Annotated in this window: 18 protein-coding genes; 9 read left to right on the forward strand and 9 right to left on the reverse strand. The window is 38.0% G+C overall.

Going from position 1 to position 21,460, the window contains the following annotated elements:
- The first annotated feature begins 190 nt into the window (after nt 1-190).
- Both AC1M9K_RS07000 and AC1M9K_RS07005 read left to right on the forward strand, forming a co-directional pair.
- Complete coding sequence (locus AC1M9K_RS07000) at nt 191-2,449, forward strand: TonB-dependent receptor domain-containing protein (protein ID WP_481588880.1); 2,259 nt, start codon at nt 191-193, stop codon at nt 2,447-2,449.
- Between the two features lie 70 nt (nt 2,450-2,519).
- Nucleotides 2,520-3,791 carry a class I SAM-dependent methyltransferase gene (locus AC1M9K_RS07005; protein ID WP_481588881.1) on the forward strand — a complete coding sequence of 424 codons (1,272 nt, stop codon included), beginning with the start codon at nt 2,520-2,522 and terminating at the stop codon, nt 3,789-3,791.
- Nucleotides 3,792-3,819: 28 nt separating this feature from the next.
- Here AC1M9K_RS07005 and AC1M9K_RS07010 read toward each other — a convergent pair whose 3' ends face one another.
- Together AC1M9K_RS07010 and AC1M9K_RS07015 are read right to left on the reverse strand one after the other, a co-directional pair.
- Nucleotides 3,820-4,821, reverse strand: coding sequence for a hypothetical protein (locus tag AC1M9K_RS07010; RefSeq protein WP_481588882.1), 1,002 nt, complete (start codon nt 4,819-4,821; stop codon nt 3,820-3,822).
- A 17-nt stretch (nt 4,822-4,838) separates the two neighbouring features.
- Nucleotides 4,839-5,849 (reverse strand): alpha/beta fold hydrolase, encoded by a 1,011-nt coding sequence (locus AC1M9K_RS07015; protein WP_481588883.1) that lies wholly within the window; start codon nt 5,847-5,849, stop codon nt 4,839-4,841.
- 321 nt (nt 5,850-6,170) lie between these two features.
- Between AC1M9K_RS07015 and AC1M9K_RS07020 the strand changes: the two genes are divergently transcribed.
- Nucleotides 6,171-6,785 carry a carbonic anhydrase gene (locus AC1M9K_RS07020; protein ID WP_035266649.1) on the forward strand — a complete coding sequence of 205 codons (615 nt, stop codon included), beginning with the start codon at nt 6,171-6,173 and terminating at the stop codon, nt 6,783-6,785.
- Between the two features lie 76 nt (nt 6,786-6,861).
- On the opposite strand, the gene AC1M9K_RS07025 is transcribed toward AC1M9K_RS07020, so the two are convergent.
- A complete protein-coding gene (locus AC1M9K_RS07025; protein ID WP_035266652.1) occupies nt 6,862-7,506 on the reverse strand; it encodes an arylesterase in 645 nt (214 codons plus the stop codon).
- A gap of 41 nt (nt 7,507-7,547) precedes the next feature.
- On the opposite strand from AC1M9K_RS07025, the gene AC1M9K_RS07030 reads away from it, so the two are divergent.
- Both AC1M9K_RS07030 and AC1M9K_RS07035 read left to right on the forward strand, forming a co-directional pair.
- Nucleotides 7,548-8,261 (forward strand): ABC transporter ATP-binding protein, encoded by a 714-nt coding sequence (locus AC1M9K_RS07030; RefSeq protein WP_373683294.1) that lies wholly within the window; start codon nt 7,548-7,550, stop codon nt 8,259-8,261.
- Nucleotides 8,258-10,744, forward strand: a complete 2,487-nt coding sequence (locus AC1M9K_RS07035; protein ID WP_481588884.1) for an ABC transporter permease — start codon at nt 8,258-8,260, stop codon at nt 10,742-10,744. The genes AC1M9K_RS07030 and AC1M9K_RS07035 overlap by 4 nt, the downstream gene beginning before the upstream one ends.
- 31 nt (nt 10,745-10,775) lie before the next feature.
- On the opposite strand, the gene AC1M9K_RS07040 is transcribed toward AC1M9K_RS07035, so the two are convergent.
- Nucleotides 10,776-11,588 carry a rhomboid family intramembrane serine protease gene (locus AC1M9K_RS07040; protein ID WP_481588885.1) on the reverse strand — a complete coding sequence of 271 codons (813 nt, stop codon included), beginning with the start codon at nt 11,586-11,588 and terminating at the stop codon, nt 10,776-10,778.
- Nucleotides 11,589-11,664: 76 nt separating this feature from the next.
- Between AC1M9K_RS07040 and mtgA the strand changes: the two genes are divergently transcribed.
- Together mtgA and ppk1 are read left to right on the forward strand one after the other, a co-directional pair.
- Nucleotides 11,665-12,339, forward strand: coding sequence for a monofunctional biosynthetic peptidoglycan transglycosylase (mtgA, locus tag AC1M9K_RS07045; RefSeq protein WP_035266660.1), 675 nt, complete (start codon nt 11,665-11,667; stop codon nt 12,337-12,339).
- Nucleotides 12,340-12,463: 124 nt separating this feature from the next.
- A complete protein-coding gene (ppk1, locus tag AC1M9K_RS07050; protein ID WP_035266707.1) occupies nt 12,464-14,542 on the forward strand; it encodes a polyphosphate kinase 1 in 2,079 nt (692 codons plus the stop codon).
- Between the two features lie 51 nt (nt 14,543-14,593).
- Here ppk1 and oxyR read toward each other — a convergent pair whose 3' ends face one another.
- The 4 genes from oxyR to rubA form a co-directional block, all read right to left on the reverse strand.
- On the reverse strand, nt 14,594-15,499 hold the full coding sequence (oxyR, locus tag AC1M9K_RS07055; RefSeq protein WP_481588886.1) for a LysR family transcriptional regulator OxyR: 906 nt from the start codon (nt 15,497-15,499) through the stop codon (nt 14,594-14,596).
- A 16-nt stretch (nt 15,500-15,515) separates the two neighbouring features.
- Nucleotides 15,516-16,451: an alpha/beta fold hydrolase gene (locus AC1M9K_RS07060; protein ID WP_092766881.1), complete on the reverse strand. Its 936-nt coding sequence runs from the start codon at nt 16,449-16,451 to the stop codon at nt 15,516-15,518.
- A 61-nt stretch (nt 16,452-16,512) separates the two neighbouring features.
- A complete protein-coding gene (locus tag AC1M9K_RS07065) occupies nt 16,513-17,691 on the reverse strand; it encodes an NAD(P)/FAD-dependent oxidoreductase (RefSeq protein WP_481588887.1) in 1,179 nt (392 codons plus the stop codon).
- A gap of 79 nt (nt 17,692-17,770) precedes the next feature.
- Entirely contained in the window at nt 17,771-17,935 is a 165-nt protein-coding gene (gene rubA / locus AC1M9K_RS07070; protein ID WP_000760495.1) for a rubredoxin RubA, read from the reverse strand.
- A gap of 491 nt (nt 17,936-18,426) precedes the next feature.
- On the opposite strand from rubA, the gene AC1M9K_RS07075 reads away from it, so the two are divergent.
- Nucleotides 18,427-18,963, forward strand: coding sequence for an adenine phosphoribosyltransferase (locus AC1M9K_RS07075; protein WP_035266671.1), 537 nt, complete (start codon nt 18,427-18,429; stop codon nt 18,961-18,963).
- A gap of 31 nt (nt 18,964-18,994) precedes the next feature.
- Here the strand turns inward: AC1M9K_RS07075 and AC1M9K_RS07080 are convergent, their stop codons facing one another.
- Complete coding sequence (locus AC1M9K_RS07080; RefSeq protein WP_035266673.1) at nt 18,995-19,507, reverse strand: YqiA/YcfP family alpha/beta fold hydrolase; 513 nt, start codon at nt 19,505-19,507, stop codon at nt 18,995-18,997.
- Between the two features lie 247 nt (nt 19,508-19,754).
- On the opposite strand from AC1M9K_RS07080, the gene lysS reads away from it, so the two are divergent.
- On the forward strand, nt 19,755-21,284 hold the full coding sequence (lysS, locus tag AC1M9K_RS07085) for a lysine--tRNA ligase (protein WP_092766879.1): 1,530 nt from the start codon (nt 19,755-19,757) through the stop codon (nt 21,282-21,284).
- Nucleotides 21,285-21,460 lie beyond the last annotated feature (176 nt).

Genomic DNA, 21,460 nt, shown 5'->3' on the forward strand with positions numbered 1-21,460 from the left:
AAGCTCCCATTAAAAGGGGGCTTTTTTTTATGAAAACTGAACAAAATGAGTAATATCAATAAAATTGAAATGTAAAAACAAAACTATAAATGAGAATAGTTATCATAATCTATTGCAAAGTGATTATCATTTGTTACAATGCGACACAATTCGAACAAGATCTCTCCACACATTCTTTGGTAATTACACAATGCAAAAGACATTTTTAAAATCTAAGTTAGCGTTTGCTGTCTTAACCACCATGTCGGTTTCAAGTTTTGCACAAGAGCAAATTGGTCAAGATACTAATGCAAAACAAGATACAACTAAGTTAAAAACAATTGTCGTAACTTCAGCGAGTGGTTATGAGCAAAATATAGCGGATGCTGCTGCTACGATTTCAGTGATTACTGCCGAAGAATTAGAAAAAAAATCTTATAGTGATGTAACTGATGCATTGAAAAATGTTCCAGGTGTATTTGTACAAGGCGGTGGAACGAACCAGACGATCTCCATTCGGGGTATGGGATCAGCTTATACCCTATTTTTAGTAGATGGACGTCCAATGAATGATGGTAGTCTTTTAACAACAAATGGGGGGGTTCAAGGAGCATCAGTAAACTTCTTACCGCCAATAGAATCGATTGAACGTATTGAAGTGATTCGAGGCCCGTCATCCTCTCTATATGGTTCTGATGCAATGGGTGGTGTAATTAACATCATTACTAAAAAGCATCAAGATAGTTTGACTGCAAGTATTCGAACAGAATATATCAAAGCTGGTAAATCGAATGACGTTAACAACGACGCAACCAATACCAGCTTGTATGTAAATGCACCATTAATTGATAAGCTTCTTTCGGTTCAAGTTACAGCTGGTCTTCAAACGATTGAAGAAAGTTCATTACAAAAAAATACAGCCGAAACAGGTGAGAGTGAACCAGATTTTCAAAAAACAAATCTAGGTACAAAGTTTGTTTTTACACCAGATGAAAAAAACACACTCACTGCTGAATATGTAAGAACTCAACAAGAGCGTACACACAACCCAGGTAAAAGTTATACCCAGTATGTTTCAGTAACGGGTCCTAAAGTTGATATTGATGGTAAAGATTTCGTTCTATCTAATGGAAATTATTATCCAGCATATAATACGAATAATCGTAATGATGATGGTGAGCTAATCTATCGTTCAGATGTCGTACCGAATACAGGGACTTACTCCGAATTAGAAAAAAATAATTTTAGTCTTACTCATGATGGTGATTACGACAATCTAAAACTTACTTCTTACTTGCAATATGATAAAGATAAAAATAATGCAATTACAGGGCGTACTGTGGGTAAAGTTCAAAATCCAGGGGGGATTTTATTTGAGACTATCACAGCCAATACACAAGGAACGTACTTTTTCGAAGATCATAGTCTGACCATTGGCGGGCGATATTTAAAAGAAAATCTTGAAGATGGTACAAGTAACCAAAATGCAGCGATGGCTGGTAAAGTCACTAAAATGGATCGATATCAATGGTCTATTTTTGCAGAAGATACTTGGAATGTCAGTGATAAGTTAGCACTAACCTTAAGTGGTCGTTTCGATGAAAATGAGTTTTTTGGTGATAATTTCAGTCCAAAGGCATATGCAGTTTATAAAGCTACAGACAACGTGACTTTAAAAGGAGGTGTAATTTCAGGCTATAAAGCGCCGAGCTTACGTAATTCTTCTCCAGATTACATGCTGAACTCAATGGGCGGGGCAATTATGCCAAACCCAAATTTAAAGCCAGAAACCAGTTTAACGTATGAAACAGGTTTTGCATTCACTCATCCTGAATTGGGTTTATCTGCAAGTCTTATGGTCTATCAAACTGACTTTAACGATAAAATTACTCGATCTGGTCGTTTAGATGGTAGTCGACTTCCCCCAAAAAATGACGGTGAGCCGCCTTACACTCAATCTGAAATTAATGATTTCGTTGATAGCAGTGCTTTCTATCAGTCCAACCCTAATCTGCCATATAACGCAAATGGTTATACACTCAACTATAACATTGATAAAGCCGAAATTAGAGGGCTTGAACTGACCACAGATTACAACATCACAGATTACTTAAAATATAGACACTCTTATACATTTACAGATAGTGAGCAAAAATCTGGACAGTATGAAGGTAAACCATTGAATAATTTGCCTAAACATATGTTTAATGCAGGCTTGGATTGGGACTTTAATGATCAATTGTATTTATGGACTCAATTGAATTATCGTGGCAAAACAGTGGGTGATACCGACGGAGATAAAACGCCAGCTTATACATTTGTAGATGTTGGAGCTGTGTATAAGTATAGTGACCAATTCCAGCTATCTACTGGTGTATATAATGTTGCAAACAAAAATGTACTGAAAGATGGAAATGATTGGGTGCTTGATGGTCGACGTTACAGCTTTGCCTTGAATTATAAGTTTTAATGTCTTGTGCTTGGAGTGAGAGCGAGAATCTTACTCCAAGCTTTGAATAGTCGAGTTTAGAAGGAAAATAATGAAGCGCGTCGATGGCTATGTGGTTGACACCATCTATCCTATGTTTTTTTATCCAGAGATGCAGCCAATTTGGCTGAGTACAATCAGCCAATTTCAAGGTTATATAGCGCCAGATATATCTCAAAATTTTCGATATTTAGAGTTAGGTTGTGGTTGTGGTCTTAACTTGATTGTGGCAGCAATTGCAAATCCGCACGCTGAGTTTGTCGGAGTGGATTTTAATGACAAACACATACAACGAGCTACAGAGCTTGCTCAATCCTTACAGTTAAGCAATATAAGATTCTTAAATATAGACTTTGAAAAATTTAACAAAAATAATAATGAAGTGTTTGATTTCATTGTCTGTCATGGAGTGTATTCTTGGGTTTCTGAACACAATCAATATTTTATTAGGCAGATTCTAGATAAATCTTTAAAGGACCAAGGGCTATTCTATTTACACTATATGTGCTTTCCTGGATCCGCTACTTTACAGCCTATTCAAAAAATCTTTAACTTGGTTGATAAAAATACGTCTCAGCAATCTGCTCAAAGTATTGAATTGTCTACAGCACTAGTGAGTGAATTAAATCGGAGAGGCGCTTTTATTGGATATGACAAAATACAAGGAATTGTGAATACATTAAAAAATGATACCAATTATCTCGCTCACGAACTTTTAACTAATTATTGGCAACCCCTTTATAGTGTAGATGTACATGAGATTTTAAAGATCGAAGCTGATCTATCATATATTGGGAGTGCAGTTCCAACTGAAAACTTAGATTCTCTTAGCATTCCAGTCGACTTGCAACAGTTGATATCAGATGTGAATATTTCGAATACAAAAGAGTATCTAAAAGATATTGCTCGGGATTCAAAGCAGCGTATGGATTTGTTTCAAAAAAAATCAGTGAATTACCGTTTTGAAGACCATTTAGGAATTTTACATAAGATTAGATTAGATCTTATTCTTAACAATGAGCGATTGGATAATATTAATTTAAAAACATCAATTGGCCCAATTCAAGCTCCGAAGGAGGTGATCAGTGCAATTATTGAAAGTTTAAGAACAGGTTCTAAAACTTTTCAACAGTTACATCACCTTCCTTGTTTTCAGCAAAATTTAAAACTACTTGTTGAAAGTATATTTTTATTGATGAATTGCCATTATATCTACCCTATAAGCGAGCATAGAAAATCAAAGGACCTACGTAAAATAGAACGTCTCAATTCATTGCTGAGTGAGCATCAAATTGAGATTCAAATACCGACGACATATTTCTAATAAACCGCTCTAAGGAGCGGTTTTCTAATTAAGATGTGAGAATACTTAGTGCTGGTTCAGAATAGTAGAATTTTTCAAGATATACACGTGCACGGTGTTTAAGGTGTTCACTAGAAATCATATGCTTGATTACGGGGCAGAGTAGAGCACTTAATTCATTTTGAACAAGGCTTTCGTTGATATTGATATCTTGCATGATCAGATCAAAAGAGCGGTCTTGATTATGGCAATACCAAGTGTAAATACCATCGTGTACTTGTTGCTTTAGATATTCAGTTTGACGGAGGTTGTCCCAAATATCATGTCCCATTGCCACAGTATTTGGTAGATCATTGATTTCAACATAGTTTTTAACAGCAGAGAGTGGGACTTGCTTTATTTTGTGCCAAAGATTGGCTTGAAAGTGGTATAGCTTATTATCATCAAAGTGTTGGTTAATCACTTGTTCGCTAATTTGACTGATCTTGATAATATTTTTTTGAAGATAATGTTTGACCGTATCATCAAGATTTGAATCAGTGACACTTTCAAGAACTGATTTCCCCATTTTCATAAAGCGGCCGACACCGGGTACTTTTTTATTCATCACTGAATTATCAATATAATCCTGAATAGAATGATGGATTAACTCGGTGAGCATACTCGAAAATGCGGGATTGTTCACAATACGTTTAATTAGAGCTTGGCGGTGAGCACTTTTAGATGAAATATAAAGTGCAATTCGATCAATGGTGTGAACCGAGATAATATCTTCGATTTGAGTCGTTTCATTAAGCGGATGAACCAACGCAAATCGAATATGCTCCGCAATCTGTTGAACGAGAGAATCAGTTGTAGGTGTATTTAGAATTTGTTTTTGAAGCAGTGCACTAATCACCTCGAAAGACCAAATTTGCTTTAAAGGTTGTTTTCGAAACCATTGATAAAAATATAAAAATTCATTTTCAATGGTGTCATCTTGAGAAAATTCATGATCAAGAAATGCCAAATGTGCCTCAATCAACTGTTCGATTTTAGGATTTTTTTCCATGAAAATTCTCAATATCCTTAATTTGACGATGACGTTTTAACGGCATTCATCTTATTTAAAAAACTTAAGTAATGTTGCGCCACAAGATCAGGTGTTTCTACGATAGGTGTATGACCAATTTGATCTAATAGAATAGGGGGATGTGCTTTTTTTAAGGCGGTCCCTAATTCATGTGCAACTTCAACATTTACTATCTGATCTTGTTTTCCCCACAAAATCAATGTTTCAACCTCAATATTTTTTAACAATTGAGCAAATGATTCAACGGTGTACTGTTGATTAAGTTTAACAAGCTGATGAATCAACTCAGATGTATCCGCCGCGCGTTGAATAAGTGCTTGCTCTTGTTGTTTCTTGATTAAACTGGGTACGAAGGGAGCTTTATGCATGACTCTCCTAGAAACATAATTCAAGTCTCCAGGTTGTGAGATTAAAAGCTGCTTTAAATAAATTGGGTTATTGAGGAAGAATGTTTTGTTACTTCTGAATAATCCACCGGCACTGATCAGAAATAAACTTTTCATTTCTTGAGGATATTTAGCAGCATACATCAGTCCGATTGATCCACCGACAGAGTGACCCGCTAGATTAAGCTGGTTTTCAATGCGTAATGCTTCTGCAAAACGACGTAACTGTTCAGTCAGATGAGGAAGTGATAAGTCAAATCCCTTTGGTGTTAACGTTTGTCCACTTCCAGGCAAGTCAACAATAATGACACGATGTTGCTGTGTGAGATTCCGAGCTACATGATTCCAACTGTCTCGATTCATGCCTATACCATGAATTAGCAATAAGGCAGGTCGATCAGCAGGACCACCTTCGCTATAAGACCACACAACATCTCCGACGCGAATCGTTTTAGTGGATAGTCCTGCCCAAGCACGTTCTTCATTTAAAACTTTTTGATAGTCGATAAATTCAACAGTATTTGCTCGAGTAGATGAGATACCGAGGCTGAGCATTAACGCGAGTAAAATGAAAAATAAATGTTGATGCTTCAATGTGGGTAAAGGAAGATGAACAAACATGCAGGTGAAATCCCTTAAAACAGGGCGACATTATAATCAAGTGACTTTTATAAAGTAGTAGTTAAAAGTAAAAAAATAAATCCTATTTTTGTGATAATTGGTTCTCTATTTAAATAAGTTTTACTTCATAAACATAAATTTAAGCGCTGAATCAGCTGCTAAAGTGTTTCAGTAAGGAATGATCATAATCATCAGATTTGAAGAAATTGAAGATATTTTTAGCAATTAACAAAAATTGTAACAGAGTTTAAATTTTGTCAGTGACAATCAAAAAGCACAGTATTAAAATTACCTCAAACCTTGATAAACCATGGATACAAGATGCTAACTGCACAAGAAGCTTTAGAACGTTTAAAAATTGGTAATCAACGTTTTGTTGAAGGTCAAACCAAGCATCAACGATTATTGACGCATCATGAGCGCGCTCAGATGGCTGAAACTCAAGAGCCATTTGCGATTGTATTAGGATGTTCTGATTCACGTGTTCCAGCTGAAATGGTTTTTGATCAGGGCTTAGGTGATTTATTTGTTATTCGTGTAGCAGGCAATATCGTAGCTCCATCTCAAGTTGGAAGTGTGGAGTTTGCAGCCGAAAGTTTTAATTGTCCTTTAGTGATTGTATTGGGTCATACACATTGCGGCGCAATCGACTCAACGATTGAAGCATTACGTAATCCTCAACAACCGCCATCTGTTAATTTGATGTCTATTGTCAATCGCGTACGTCCATCAGTCGAAATTTTAATGCAAACTGAGTTAAAAGATGATTTGAAAAAGCTTTCAGTACACGCGGTTCGCTCAAATGTTTTTGCTTCAGTTAACCAGTTGCGCCATGGTTCTGCGGTGTTGGAAAACTTGATTGCACAAGGTAAATTAAAAGTTGTAGGTGCAGAATACTCACTTGAAACAGGTGAAGTTACATTCTTTGACTTCTAATATCAGCATTTTAAAAAAGCCAGCTTAAGCTGGCTTTTTTATTGATTGGGATTTATGGATCTCTATGTCTATAACTTTATAGAGCGCCTTTAATGTAAGGATATGCATTATTTAAGAGTTTAGGTTGAGCTTGTTCATTAGGATGAATCAGATCTTTTTGCATGAGTTTATTATTTCCAGCAACACCTTCTAGAAAAAAAGGGAGCAACTTCACATTAAATTGCTGGCTCACAACTTTATAATTATTTTCAAAGGCTTTGCTATAGGCTGAGCCATAGTTTGGAGGAATCTTCATGCCAAATATGAGTACTTTGGCATTAGATTTTTGGCTCAATTGAACTAATCGAGTTAGGTTTTGTTGAATCATTTTTGGAGGTTGACCTCGTAAACCGTCATTACCTCCCAATTCAATTACAACAATATCTGGTTTGTGTGTTTGAAGCAATTTGGGCAAACGTGCTAATGCACCACTGGTTGTTTCACCGCTGACACTTGCATTGACCACTCGATGTTGTTTCGGATACTGTTGATCAAGACGTTTTTGCAAAAGATTGACCCAACCTTTCTCTGTGGGTACGCCGTAACCAGCACTTAAACTATCACCAAGAATAAGGATAGTTTTTGCAAAGCTATTGATCGGTAAAAGAAACAGACAACTGCAGATAAATAAAAAGGCAGTTTTTCTCAACGTAACAATATTTAAACTTTGACTGATTTGCATAAAGGCTTTCTATGGTTCGTAATGACTCAACTTCTTCAATCATGCCACAAGCGTTAATTTCTGCACAGCAATTGACACAAACAATACAGATCCAACAAAAAAAGTTGACGATTTTTGAGAATCTAAATCTACAAATTTATCCTGGCGAGCAAGTCGCAATCACAGGTAGATCGGGTTCTGGAAAATCTACACTGTTGGGAATTCTGGCGACATTAGATCAGCCAAGTTCAGGAACATTGTCGATTAATGGTATAGCAGTTGAGCAATTAAGCGAAGAGCAACGCGCTCAAATTAGACTTGAAAATATTGGTTTTGTATTTCAATCCTTTCAGCTTTTACCTTCTTTATCTGCGCTTGAAAATGTCATGTTGCCGCTGAGAATTCAAAAGAATTTTGATTATGCCAAAGCAGAACAACAAGCCCTTTATTGGTTGAACAAAGTGGGTTTAGATCGTCAAAGTACTCAAACACCTAAAGTACTGTCTGGGGGAGAACAACAACGCGTAGCAATTGCACGAGCTTTAATTGCTGAGCCCAAAATTGTATTTGCGGATGAACCAACGGGAAATTTAGATGGGACGACAGCCCAGGAGATTGAACAGCTTTTATTTGATTTGAATCGGGAGCTGGGCACTACATTGGTTTTAGTCACCCATGATCAAAAGCTAGCACAAAAATGTGAGACGCATTATGAATTGATCGATGGTCAATTAGAAAAAGTGCAAGGCGCTTCAGCTTCTGGAGAGCGTGTATGAGTGCGCTATTCAAACCTTTGTTGAAGCAAAGTTTTGCTAGCACAGGGATTTATTTGCTCATTTTTGCATTGAGTCTCGCGATTAGTGCGACAACCGCTTTAAAGTTCAGTAATGATCAGATTCAACAAGCTGTTTCATTGCAGGCTGCTAAGCTTCAAGCTGCAGATCTAGTGTTGAGTGATCAATATCCGCTCAATGAAAAATTTAAACAGAAGGCGAACCAACTCAATCTACAACAGTCCCAAGTGACGGTTTTTGGTTCAATGGCACATACTGATGAACAATTTGTCATGGTGAATGTCAAAGCGATTGAGTCCAATTTTCCGCTACGTGGTGAACTCATTATTCAACCTGATCAAACTGCTATTCGGTCAGAAGAGGTATGGCTGAGTCAACGTGCTTTAGATTTATTAAATGTCGAAATAGGGGAGAGGGTTCAAATCGCAGATGCGAGTTTTACAGTCACAGGAGTCATTGAAAAGGATTCTAACCAAGAACTCGGATTTTCAGCCTTTTCACCTACAGTGATCATTTCACAATCTGATGTTGCGGCAACCAATGCGATTCAGCCTGGAAGTCGTATCGAATATCGTCTGCTTATGTCTGGTGAGCCGAATAGACTTAATGAGTTTACGGCTTATTTTGATCAGCTCTATCCTAAAAAAATGATTGAACCAAATGCAGATGATCAGCAAGCAATGGAAACTCAAAGCTCAATTCGCTTGAGAACTGCGGATGAGGCGAATACCCGCTTGATGCGTCCAATTGAAAATCTAGATACTTTTTTACAGCTTGCAAACATTCTTACAATTTTACTGTGCGGTATTGCAATTGCGTTGACCAGTCAACGGTACGTTCAACAAAATCAAGATCATGTTGCTTTAATGAGATGTATGGGGGCTGCAAAGTTCCAAATTCTTAAGAACTATATTGCATTGCTTATGATTGCCGTCGCAATTGCGATGTTCATCGGTACTGGGTTAGGGATTGGTCTAGGCTATATTTTATTGCAGTTTATGTTGCAACTAATTCCGCATTTAGACATCCAATTTAGCTTGTTTGATTTGGTTTTGGGTCCTTTGCCGATTGCAATATTCACCAGTGTCATTGTGATGTTTGGATTTATTGTCCCAAGTTTGATGCAGCTCTTAAATACGCCTCCAATTCGTGTTATCCGTGAGGATGTTAAATCTACGCTTTCTCTCTTGACCTTATTGGGAGCGGGAGCTGTAAGTCTTATTTTATTTTGTATTTTGCTCACTCAAAATATACAGCTCTCATTGCTCGTTATCGGTACGATCCTCGCATTGTGTGCAAGTATGTTCAGCATAGTTTGGTTGCTATTAAAGATGATCAAATCTTTGAAAAATAGATGGTCAGCCTATGTACGTGTACCTAATCAAACAGCATTTCAAATTACTGCACTTGCATTAGGTCTGAGCCTGATTACAGTTCTTGTAGTATTAAGGACGGATCTATTAGATCGTTGGCAGCAACAGTTACCTGAAGGTACGCCAAATCAATTTATTTATGGTCTTCCTCCATTTGAAGTTGAGCAATTTAAAGCTCAGATCGAAAAAGAAGGTTGGCCAAGTACACCCTTGTATCCGAATATCCGCGGACGCCTAATTAAACATAATGGTCAGCCATTTTCAGAATCATTAAGAGCGCAAAATAACTCACTCAGACGAGAGTTGAATTTGACTCAAGCTCAAGGCTATCCAGAAGATAATGTCATTGTCAGTGGGCAGCAGCAATTGCAGCAGGTGGGAGATGTTTCTGTTGAAGCAAATCTTGCTGAAGAGTTAGGGATAAAAGTGGGTGATCAACTCAGTTTTAGCTTGCCAGAAGGGGAACTTCAAGCCAATGTTGTAAATTTAAGAACAGTCGAGTGGGAAAGCTTCAGTCCAAACTTTTTCTTCATTTTTGCACCGAATACGATGGATGAAAATGCTGGAAGTTATTTAGGAAGTTTTTTTGTACCTCAATATGAAAAATCCAAGTTGGTCAATCTAATTCAGCAGTTCTCAAATACTGTATTTATCGATGTTTCCTTAATTTTAGAGGAAATTAAAAACTTAGTATCTGTTCTGGTTCAGATTATTACCATTCTTGCGCTTCTCGTCAGTGTTTCAGGTTTTTTGGTGTTGATTGCTTGCATTAATTTATTGATGGATGAGCGAAAGCGAGAAGTCGCGATTTTAAGATCATTTGGCAGCTCAAAATCCAATTTGAAAAATATGCTGAGTTTAGAAATTGGATTTATCGGCTTTATGGCTGGCTTAGTATCGTGTTTTTTTGCTGAGGTCATCAGTGCGATCGCCAGTTATAAAATGGATCTCGCAATACAACCGCATTGGGAAATCTGGGTGATTCTACCTATGAGCATGATGATCTTATGTGCGCTGATTGGTCGTTATCGTTTAAGCTACTTAACTGAGATTCCTCCATTAAAAAGCTTGCGCGAACTCAATCAATCATAAAATTTATGAGGTCTAAAAAATGCAATTGGAATTAATACGCCAATTGCATTTTCATTTGCTGCAACATTTCAGCCCAAATGGGTTGTATTCCGCTCACTAAGCCTAAGTTATATTGATACATGAGCCAACATAAGAAGATGCCTAGAGGAAGTACCACGATGGTAGTGGTGAAGCCTAGTCTAAATCGTTGACCGATGTACCAACATAAAGCCATGACTGCACCCATCAACATTCCACCAATATGCGCTGCATTATTTATTCCAGGGATCATGAATCCCATACCAATATTTAATGCCAAGATGATCAGCAGCGATTTACGATCAAAGAGAAATTGTTGTTGTGGTAAAGGGGGAAAAAGAGATAAGAGCGTTAAAGCACCACCTAAACCCATAACGGCACCTGATGCACCTGCGGATACACGTGGAAATAAATCATGGTTGACATGCTCCAATAACTCGTAACTATTCCGAATATCAATCAGTCCACTGATCAAGCTTCCCATAATGCCTGCTAATAGATACAAGCCTAAAAAATAAACGTGTCCAAGTGTTTTCTCAGCGACATTGCCAAAGATATACAATGCCCACATATTGAGCATTAAATGAATAAGACCAAAATGAAAAAATGTACTGCTGAAGATTCGGAGGGGTTCCTCTAAATAAGTCAGCGGTGCATAATCAGCACCCCAGCGCAAAGCATCTATTGTTGCTGGGTTTGATATATCCACCCCGCTAAAGATTTGCCAGATAAAAAGTCCAACATTCAGTGTAATGATTAAAAACGTAATCTGACTTAAGGGTAGACGTGATTGGCTTTGAAATTGGGGTGGTTGCATTTCAGTCATGTCATTGTATTCTGTGATAATGATATGGATTAAGGTCAAGCATGTACTACGCTAACAAAAGGAGCAACACACTGACATGAAAGCATTTATTGTTCGAACTTTATTGGTCATTGTCAGTATCATCCTTGTAATTCAACTATGGATTTTTTCAAGTCTTGCATGGTGGAGAACCAATGCTGTTGATACAACGATGCTCATGCGTTGGACATACTGGACCGACAGTTCGAAGCCTATTCAGCATCAATGGCGTGATTATGAGAATATCAGTGATCATCTGAAACGTGCGATTATTGCAGCTGAAGATGCTAAATTTATGCAACATCATGGCTTTGATTTTGACGGCATAAAACATGCTTTGGAAAGAAATAAAGAAAAAGAACAAGTGGTTGCGGGTGGATCTACCATTTCCCAACAATTATCCAAAAATCTATTTTTATTTAATAAGCGTTCTTTTTTACGTAAAGGACAAGAGGCGGTCGCTACTGTCATGATGGAGCGTATGTGGTCAAAACAACGCATTCTTGAGGTATACATGAACTCCATTGAATTTGGAGATCATATTTTTGGTGTGGAAGCTGCAGCACGTCATTATTTTGGAAAATCGGCAAGCAGTCTAACACGTGAGCAAGCCGCATTTTTGGCAGCGATCTTGCCGAATCCGCGTTATTATCAACACCACCGTCAAGATCGTAAACTCAAAAATAAACAGCGAATTATTTTGCGTTACATGAATGCTTCAAGAATTCCGTGAAATGTAATTGTCTAAAAAACTTTCGTGAGATCAAAAATGCACAGTGATCATGTGCATTTTTTATGAAATTGTCATAAATTTGAAGCATACTTAAGACAGATCTTTAGCATGCAGGTTTTGTGGTATGAATACCGCGATGACAAATACTCCAACTGAATATACTTATAATGAACGATATATCAATCGTGAACTTTCAATTTTAGATTTTCATCTTCGTGTTTTAGAACAAGCGGTTGATCCATTGCATCCATTGCTTGAGCGAATGAATTTCTTATTGATTTTTTCAAGAAATATGGACGAATTCTTTGAAATTCGTGTTGCGGGTGTTATGGAGCAATTGGAGCTCGGTAATGAAAGCCGTAGTCCAGATGGGTTAACACCAAAGCAAGTTCTTGAGAAAATTTCACAGACTGCGCATGCTGCAATAGAGCGTCAATATCGTATTTTGAATGATGAAATTTTTCCAAAATTACGTGAAGAAGATATCTGCTTCTTACGTCGTGGAGAGTTGACACCTGCTCAATCCCAATGGATTAAAAAATATTTTCAGGAACAAGTTGCGCCAGTACTTACTCCAATTAGTTTAGATCCAGCACATCCATTCCCGCGTTTAGTCAACAAATCACTCAACTTTATCGTCACGCTAGAAGGCAAAGATGCTTTTGGACGACAGATTGATTTAGCCGTTGTCCCTGCGCCACGTTCTTTACCACGTGTGGTTCGTTTACCTGACGAGTTAACCGATGGTAAAGAACACCACGTGATGCTGTCAGCGATTATTCATGAGCATGTCTCTGATTTATTCCCAGGAATGACTGCGACAGGTTGCTATCAATTCCGTGTGACGCGAAATGCGGATTTAGCCCTTAATGAAGATGTCGAAGATTTGGCAAAAGCATTAAAAGGGGAGTTAAACTCTCGTCGATTTGGACGTGCTGTCCGTTTAGAAGTGACAGAAAATTGCCCAAAACATATTTATGATTACCTTCTCAACGAATTCGACTTGCATGAAGAACAATTATATAAAGTTGATGGACCTGTGAACTTGGCACGTTTAGTGTCTAATTTTAAACGTCCGCATTTGAGATATGACTCACATACGCCGGTCATTCCTAAAGTATTAAAGAAGTCTGAAAATGTTTTTTCTGCGATGAAGAAACAAGACATTCTTTTACATCATCCATTCGAATCATTTGCTCCAGTTATTAATTTATTACGTGAGGCAGCACGAGATCCACAAGTTTTAGCGATTAAGCAAACATTATATCGAAGTGGGCCTGATTCTGAGATTGTTCAAGTGTTGGCTGAAGCTGCACGTAATGGTAAAGAAGTCACAGCTGTCATTGAACTTCGAGCGCGATTCGATGAAGAGTCAAATATTGCGGTAGCAAATGTTTTGCAAGAGGCTGGTGCTGTGGTGGTTTATGGCATCGTAGGCTATAAAACACATGCAAAAATGATTCTCGTTGTGCGCCGTGAAAATAATAAATTGGTTCGTTATGTGCACTTAGGTACAGGGAATTATCATGCAACCAATGCCCGGATCTATACCGATTACGGATTGATGACAACGGACAAAGAGCTTTGTGAAGATGTGCATCGTATATTCCAAGAGTTGACTGGAATGGGCAAAATGGCAAAATTGAAGAAATTACTTCATGCGCCATTTACGTTGCATACACAGTTAATTAGTTATATTGATGAAGAGATTGCTCACGCCAAAGCGGGTAAGCCAGCTCAGATTATTGTGAAAGTGAATGCGCTGACTGAAGTGCAACTGATTAATAAACTTTATGAAGCATCACAAGCTGGTGTGCAGATTGATTTAATCATACGTTCAATTTGTTGTTTAAGACCAGGTTTGCCAGGGCTTTCTGAGAATATCCGTGTGCGCTCTATCGTTGGACGATTCTTAGAGCACACACGTGTGTATTATTTTGGAAATGCAGGGCAACCACGACTGTATTGTTCAAGCGCAGACTGGATGGATCGTAATTTATTTAATCGTGTTGAAGTTTGTTTCCCTGTTGAGGATCCAACTTTGAGAAAGCACATTTATCAACATGGTTTATTGAATTATATGAAAGATAATCAACAAGCTTGGTTGTTAAATGGTGATGGAACTTGGTCACGTGCGCAATGCGATGAAGGTGAGACTCCTCATAATGCGCAACATAAATTGCTTGAACTCTTTAAATCTTAAATGATTTTTATAAAAAAAGGAGCCAAATGGCTCCTTTTTTGTGATGACTTATTAGCAAATATCAGCAGTAATGCGCTGTAGAATTTGTAAAAGGACATCAAATTCGCTTTGCAATGGCGTACTTTTACGCGTCACTAATGACAGAATGCGTGAAGGGGCATTCTCAATTGGTCGGATCACCAATTGATCATTATTTTTCAGCATATGTGTATTTACCGCAATCTGAGGTAGTAATGTAAAGCCCAGATTAGAACTCACCATTTCAACCAAGGTTGGTAATGAGCTCGCTTTAAGGCGATGATCATTCTTGCGTTCACCGATAGGGCATACACTTAAAGTATGGTCTCTTAAGCAATGACCTTCTTCAAGCAACATGAGGTGTGTCAAATCAAGGTCTTCTAGAGATTTAGTTTGCGCCGTTTTGTGGTCAGCTTTGTTTGCAACTAAGTACAAACTCTCTTTCGCAACTTCAGCGACTTTTAAGCCACGTGTGTCGAATGGGAGCGCTAACATGATCATGTCTAAATTGCCATGTTCTAGCTTTTCAACCAAATGTTCACTCTGTGCTTCATGAAGATGTAGTTGAATTTTAGGCAGCTCTTTATGAACTTCTTCTAACAATTGCGACAAAATAAATGGTGCAATCGTTGGAATAATTCCTAAATGAAGATCACCAGTAAGTGGTTCGCTCATCTCACGGCTCAGTCGCATGAGATCTTGAGCATCAGCAAGAAGGACACGTGCTCGTGCAACCACTTGCTCACCGAGAGGGGTTAAACGTACATTTTGGCGATCACGTTCAACGAGAACGCCACCCAATAAACGCTCGAGCTCCATAATCCCGCCAGAAAGCGTAGACTGAGTAACGAATGAGCGACGTGCTGCTTCTGTAAAATGCAACGTCTCAGACAGAGTCACGAGATATGACAGCTGTCTTAGGGATGGTAATGCAGCCATAGTGTCCTAGTGTTTATCATTTAAAATGTTTTGCAAACAAACCACTCAGTTGTGGGATGAAATGCGCAGGAATATCATGCCCCATTCCTTCGATTAATTCAAACTTTGCGCCTGATATTGCTTTTGATACTGCCTTGCCGTGGCTAAAAGGGAGTAGACGATCCTTTGAGCCATGTACAACCAGTGTTGGCTTTTGAATTTGCTTATCGATAGAAACTAATGAGCCTGTACATAATATTGCTAAAAACTGTTGAAGTACACCCGCTGGATGATAACTACGCTTATATAATTTACGCGCGTTTTGAATAACTTCCAATTGATTGACGTAACCAGGTGAACCAATCGTCTGAATGACTTTAATACTATGATTTACAATACCATCTTCATCATTCGATGCAGGGCGACCAATAAGACTAAATAATTGTTTTGGAAATGGTGGCGGAAGAAATGGCTGATTATTACTGGTAAATAATAATCCTAGTTTATCCACTTTTTCTGGATATTTTGCTGCCAATATCTGAGCGATCATTCCCCCCATTGATGCACCAATAATATGCGCTTTTTCAAGACCTAATCGTTCAATGAGTAACGCTACATCTTCAGCCATATCATATAAATTGTAAGGAGAGCCTTGATTTCCTAGACCAAAAGCAAATCGACCCATAAGTTTAAATGTATTGAGGCGAGGTCCCTTGTGCTTAATTTTTGTTGAGAGGCCAATATCTCGGTTATCGAAACGAATGACTCTGAAACCTTGGTCTATTAAAGATTTGCAAAAAAAATCTGGCCAAAAAAGCATCTGCGCACCCAGTCCCATGATGAGAATAATCGTAGGATGTTCAGCCTTGCCTCCAACTTCAATATGAAGGTCGATCCCATTGCCTAGACTCACTTTACTTTCTTGCATGAATGGAGCATAAGGTGAAACTTGATATTCTAGTGCGTTATTCATTTTTATTGTGTCCAAACTAAAAGGGTACTTTCATTTGAAAATACCCTAAATCTTTGAATAATTAAACGGCAGCTGGAATTAAATCTGGGACCAGTTTGGTCAATGTTAAACGTTGCTTCGCTGCTGTTGGTCCAAGTAGCACAAATCCACGAAGCGTTGATTCTTGGTCAAGTGCTTTAGCAATCATTCCGTCATCGAGTTCTTCAGTTTCCCAAGTTGCCTCCACACCTTGAGGTACAGGTAATACAGTCAGTGGTGCAGCAGGAGTTTTCACTGCAACTGGCATCGCTGGATAATGAACTTGTGTATTTTCACCAGACAATGTTTTAGCTAAAGCACGTGCTTGTTGCATAATTGGCATGACATACGGAAGCAGTAAACCATTTACTTCTGCACAATCACCTAATGCATAAATATCGGTTTTATTGGTTTCCATTAAAGTGTTAGTCACAATCCCACGGCTGGTATGGATTCCTGCTTCTTGAGCAACTGATGTATTGGGTTGCAGGCCAACAGCAGAAAGAACAACGTCAGCTGTAAAGCTCTGTCCATTTGCAAGCGTTACGGTATAGCTTTCGTCTGAGTTTTTAATTACCCGATCTACGGTGGTGCTTAATGCAAACTGAATACCTGTTTCTTCAAGATTTTGCTGGAAAGCATGTGCAACGTGTTCTGGTAGAAGGCGACCCAAAGGTTGTGGGGCAAGATCAATCACAGTCGCTTGATGACCAGTGTTCTGTAAATCGTTGGCAAACTCACACCCAATGAGGCCTGCACCTAAAATGACAACACGCTTGTCTTGTTTAATGTCGAGCTTAGAGCGAAATTCACGATAATCAATCAGTGAGTTAACTACATGAATATCATCAGCACCATCACCTGAAATGGCTAAACGAATAGGGTTAGCACCTACAGCTAATATTAATTTGCTGTATATAAGGTTTTCAACTTGTCCATTTTTTGTGTAGGTCAATTGATGTTGATCTGCAGAAATTGAAGTGACAGTCGCATGATGAATAATTTGCATATTCAATTGCGCAGACATTTTCTCAGCATCACCTAAGGCAATTTGTTCTGGCGCTTTTTTACCAACAAGTGCATTAGATAAAGTTGGTTTTGCATAGTTCACCGCATCATCTGAGCAAATCATAACAAGTGCTTGTTCAGCATTCAGTTTGCGAAACTCTCGCGCTAATGTGTAACCTGCCATGCCAGAGCCAACAATGATGATCGGTTGCATAGTACTCTCCAATACTGATAATTTTTTTAGTAAATAAGAAAAAAGACCATATCAAAATGGTCTTTAAAGGAAATCTGAATTAAATTTCAATCATTTCAAAATCTGCTTTTGATACGCCGCAATCTGGGCAAGTCCAATCATCTGGAATATCTTCCCATTTAGTGCCTGCAGCAATACCATCTTGTGGCCAGCCTTCTGCTTCGTCATAAATCCATCCACAAACGATGCATTGATATTTTTTCATTTGATTCTCCAAAAATACTGACAATTCCATTTATTGGTGTCAGCCAAAATCTTTCTCACACCTAGACTCAAGTGATATGAATTTTTATCGTTCATATTCAAGCAAATTTTTACGCAGTTCGAGGTGGAAAGTAAAGTAAATAACGGAGTTTAGCTGACTAAAAGCGAAGCTGAATGGCAGATTAGGACAAAACGCATGCTAATTATGCTAATGCATGATAAGACTGAGCATTAAATCTTTGAAATATTTGCCAAAATTATATGTATTATGATTTAAAAAAAATTGTCAGACTTTTGTCGCGTATTGATTTACCAGCTATTCATATAAAATTTATACTGTTTGTGTTTTATACTTGTTATTTAATTAAAAAATGGTTTATTAAAAATCAATAAGTTATATTGGTTGGTATTTTTTCTTAGCTTATGTTTGCTATATTTTTTGTCAATAATTCGTTAAAATTTACGCATTCTTTTGTCTAATTTTTATCTCCTATGTCTACTTCTTTGTCTACATCATTGTGGTCACACATTCGTACGGTCCAAGATTTTCCAAAACCAGGAATTTGTTTCTTTGATTTAACTCCTTTGTTCATGCAGAGCATTGCACCTTTAACTGACGCCTTAATCGAAAGTATTCCTGCGGAGCAATTGGCAGAGGTAGAGAGTTTCGTTGCGGTTGAAGCACGTGGGTTTGTTTTGGCGAGTTTGTTGGCGCAACGTACTGGTAAGGGGTTGTTGTTGGTTCGTAAAGCTGGAAAATTACCACCACCAGTAATTGGTGTGGGCTATAGCCTTGAGTATGGCATGGACCGTTTAGAAATGTCTGCGGATGTACAGGCTCAAAAAGTGATTATTGTTGATGATGTATTGGCCACAGGTGGTACATTAAAAGCAGTTAAGCAATTGATGGATAAATGTCAGCACACTGTTTTAGGGGCGAGTATTTTCCTTGATTTGCCAGACTTACACGCGGATTTAGGAATGAATATTTGGTCTGTTTTGGACGATAAATCAAAACCTCAAATTTAAGTCGAAAAGCCTTGTGATTCACAAGGCTTTTTTAATGTGATTGATGATTTGAGTGGCTGACTAATCCGATCAGGTAATTCAGGCGATCAGGGTTTTCCAGTTGATGACGGCCACCAATAATACTTTCAACGTACATGTATGGCTCTAATAAGTCAGAGGTACTATGCATATCAATCAGTTCATCACCGAGTTCGATATAAGCGATTTGAGATGAGGTTTTGGATTGAAGCTCCTCAATTGTAATCGCTGGATAATCAGGATCAAAAGATGGCATTAGGCTCGGATTTGCAATCACAGCAGGAAGTTGAAATCGATTTGACATCTTTAATGCCCAGTAACCACCTAGACTATGTCCTACTAAAATGTCTGGTTTAATTTTCTCGATCATATCGATATAAAAACGTTCAACAGCAGCGTATTTTAAATTTCGATAATCAACATTAATGCAATATTTATTTTTAGAAAGAATTGCCTGAAACTTGGTAGATTCTCTTGAAGAATCTAATCCATGCATAAACAATACTTTAGGGTCTTGAGTGTTCATAAGTCATCATTAAATCCATTCTATTTTTTATGATTGTTGAAAGTATACTTTTCCACAATTTATAGGATGATTGTAGAGTGCTGTATTCAAAGTACAACTTAGCTTTTGGTCTAAGAAATGTTCAGACCTAGACTTTAGTGGATGAAATTAAGCGTTTTTCAAATGGCTGATTATTTTCTAATGCTCAAGTACTTTGAATTCTGCTATGCTATGCAACTTCTTTTTTAAATAAAATTACGAGGCAGAGATGACGCAACAAAACGCTCAATCGACTTCTGAACAAGCCATTTCCGAAAACGATTTAATCGCACAGCGTCATGCCAAGTTAAAACAGATTCAAGATAAGGCTCAAGAGCAGGGTACGAGCCCTTGGCCAAACACGTTTAAGCGTGAACATTATGCACAAGACCTTCAGGATCAGTTTGCTGATAAATCAAAAGAAGAAATTGAAGGCAGTGAAAAAGTTTATGTCAAAGTTGCGGGTCGGGTGATGTTGAACCGCGGTTCGTTCATGGTGATCCAAGACATGACCGGCCGTATTCAGCTTTATGTTGCACGTAAAGAATTATCTGCAGAGACTTTAGACACCATTAAAGGTCTTGATTTAGGTGATATTATTGCCGTTGAAGGTTACATTGGACGTTCAGGCAAAGGTGATCTTTATGTGCATATTGAACATTTTGAACTCCTCACTAAATCACTCCGTCCTCTTCCAGACAAGTTCCACGGTTTAACAGATACAGAAGTAAAATATCGTAAACGTTATCTTGATTTGATCGTGAACGAAGAAACGCGTAAGACTTTTGAAATTCGAGCAAAAGTAGTTGCTGGTATTCGTAACTTCTTGACTGAAAAACGTTATATGGAAGTTGAAACGCCAATGATGCATGTGATTCCAGGTGGTGCTTCTGCGCGTCCATTTGAAACGCATCACAATGCCTTAGACATGCCATTATTCTTACGTATTGCACCAGAACTTTACTTAAAGCGTTTGGTTGTAGGTGGTTTTGAACGTGTGTTTGAGATTAACCGTAACTTCCGTAATGAAGGTGTGTCTACACGTCACAACCCAGAATTCACCATGATCGAATTCTACCAAGCTTATGCAGACTACAAAGACTTGATGGAACTGACAGAGCAAATGCTAGAAAAACTAGCAATTGATATCTTAGGTTCGACAGATGTACCTTATGGCGAAGAAGTGTATAGCTTCAAAGGTCCATTCAAGAAAATCTCAATGTTTGATGCAATTCTTGAACATAACCCACAATTTACACCTGAAAATGTAAATGATCGCGAGTTCTTAGCTGAGTTTGTTAAGAATGAACTTAAAGAGCAAGTGAAGCCAGGTTTTGGTCTAGGTAAGCTTCAAACGATTGTATTTGAGGAAACTGTTGAAACGAAACTTCGTCAACCGACCTTCATTACTGAATATCCTGCGGAAACCTCTCCATTGGCACGTCGTAACGATGACAACCCGCACATTACTGACCGTTTTGAATTCTTCATTGGTGGTCGTGAGCTTGCAAATGGCTTCTCAGAGTTAAATGACCCAATTGACCAGGCTGAGCGTTTCCAAGCACAGGTAGCTGAAAAAGATGCGGGTGATGATGAAGCAATGCACTATGATGCCGACTTCGTTGAGGCGCTTGAATATGGATTACCTCCTACAGCAGGTGAAGGGATTGGTATTGATCGTCTGGTAATGCTATTTGCCAATGCGCCAAGTATTCGCGATGTGATCTTATTCCCACATATGCGTCACAAAAATGCGTAATAGTGAAATTAAAAAAGCCCTTCTTTGAAGGGCTTTTTTAATTTTTCTTAACATAAAATTAAATTTAAATGTTTTTTAGTGTGAGTGTATTTTGAGGTTTTAATTACAAAATATTTAATTAAGGTGATAAAAAATATAGAAAATTATCATTAAAGCTAATCTGTTTAACTAGCTGT

It is taken from the genome of Acinetobacter sp. 24-47-67 (genome assembly GCF_056779735.1).

What these genes read in the sequence shown, in the direction of transcription:
- AC1M9K_RS07000 (WP_481588880.1), top strand. Translation starts at nt 191, where the DNA reads ATGCAAAAGACATTTTTAAAATCTAAGTTAGCGTTTGCTGTCTTAACC.
- AC1M9K_RS07025 (WP_035266652.1), bottom strand. Translation starts at nt 7,506, where the DNA reads ATGCAAATCAGTCAAAGTTTAAATATTGTTACGTTGAGAAAAACTGCC.
- AC1M9K_RS07010 (WP_481588882.1), bottom strand. Translation starts at nt 4,821, where the DNA reads ATGGAAAAAAATCCTAAAATCGAACAGTTGATTGAGGCACATTTGGCA.
- AC1M9K_RS07040 (WP_481588885.1), bottom strand. Translation starts at nt 11,588, where the DNA reads ATGACTGAAATGCAACCACCCCAATTTCAAAGCCAATCACGTCTACCC.
- mtgA (WP_035266660.1), top strand. Translation starts at nt 11,665, where the DNA reads ATGAAAGCATTTATTGTTCGAACTTTATTGGTCATTGTCAGTATCATC.
- oxyR (WP_481588886.1), bottom strand. Translation starts at nt 15,499, where the DNA reads ATGGCTGCATTACCATCCCTAAGACAGCTGTCATATCTCGTGACTCTG.
- AC1M9K_RS07075 (WP_035266671.1), top strand. Translation starts at nt 18,427, where the DNA reads ATGTCTACTTCTTTGTCTACATCATTGTGGTCACACATTCGTACGGTC.
- ppk1 (WP_035266707.1), top strand. Translation starts at nt 12,464, where the DNA reads ATGAATACCGCGATGACAAATACTCCAACTGAATATACTTATAATGAA.
- AC1M9K_RS07015 (WP_481588883.1), bottom strand. Translation starts at nt 5,849, where the DNA reads ATGTTTGTTCATCTTCCTTTACCCACATTGAAGCATCAACATTTATTT.
- rubA (WP_000760495.1), bottom strand. Translation starts at nt 17,935, where the DNA reads ATGAAAAAATATCAATGCATCGTTTGTGGATGGATTTATGACGAAGCA.
- AC1M9K_RS07030 (WP_373683294.1), top strand. Translation starts at nt 7,548, where the DNA reads ATGCCACAAGCGTTAATTTCTGCACAGCAATTGACACAAACAATACAG.
- AC1M9K_RS07060 (WP_092766881.1), bottom strand. Translation starts at nt 16,451, where the DNA reads ATGAATAACGCACTAGAATATCAAGTTTCACCTTATGCTCCATTCATG.
- AC1M9K_RS07080 (WP_035266673.1), bottom strand. Translation starts at nt 19,507, where the DNA reads ATGAACACTCAAGACCCTAAAGTATTGTTTATGCATGGATTAGATTCT.
- AC1M9K_RS07035 (WP_481588884.1), top strand. Translation starts at nt 8,258, where the DNA reads ATGAGTGCGCTATTCAAACCTTTGTTGAAGCAAAGTTTTGCTAGCACA.
- lysS (WP_092766879.1), top strand. Translation starts at nt 19,755, where the DNA reads ATGACGCAACAAAACGCTCAATCGACTTCTGAACAAGCCATTTCCGAA.
- AC1M9K_RS07005 (WP_481588881.1), top strand. Translation starts at nt 2,520, where the DNA reads ATGAAGCGCGTCGATGGCTATGTGGTTGACACCATCTATCCTATGTTT.
- AC1M9K_RS07020 (WP_035266649.1), top strand. Translation starts at nt 6,171, where the DNA reads ATGCTAACTGCACAAGAAGCTTTAGAACGTTTAAAAATTGGTAATCAA.
- AC1M9K_RS07065 (WP_481588887.1), bottom strand. Translation starts at nt 17,691, where the DNA reads ATGCAACCGATCATCATTGTTGGCTCTGGCATGGCAGGTTACACATTA.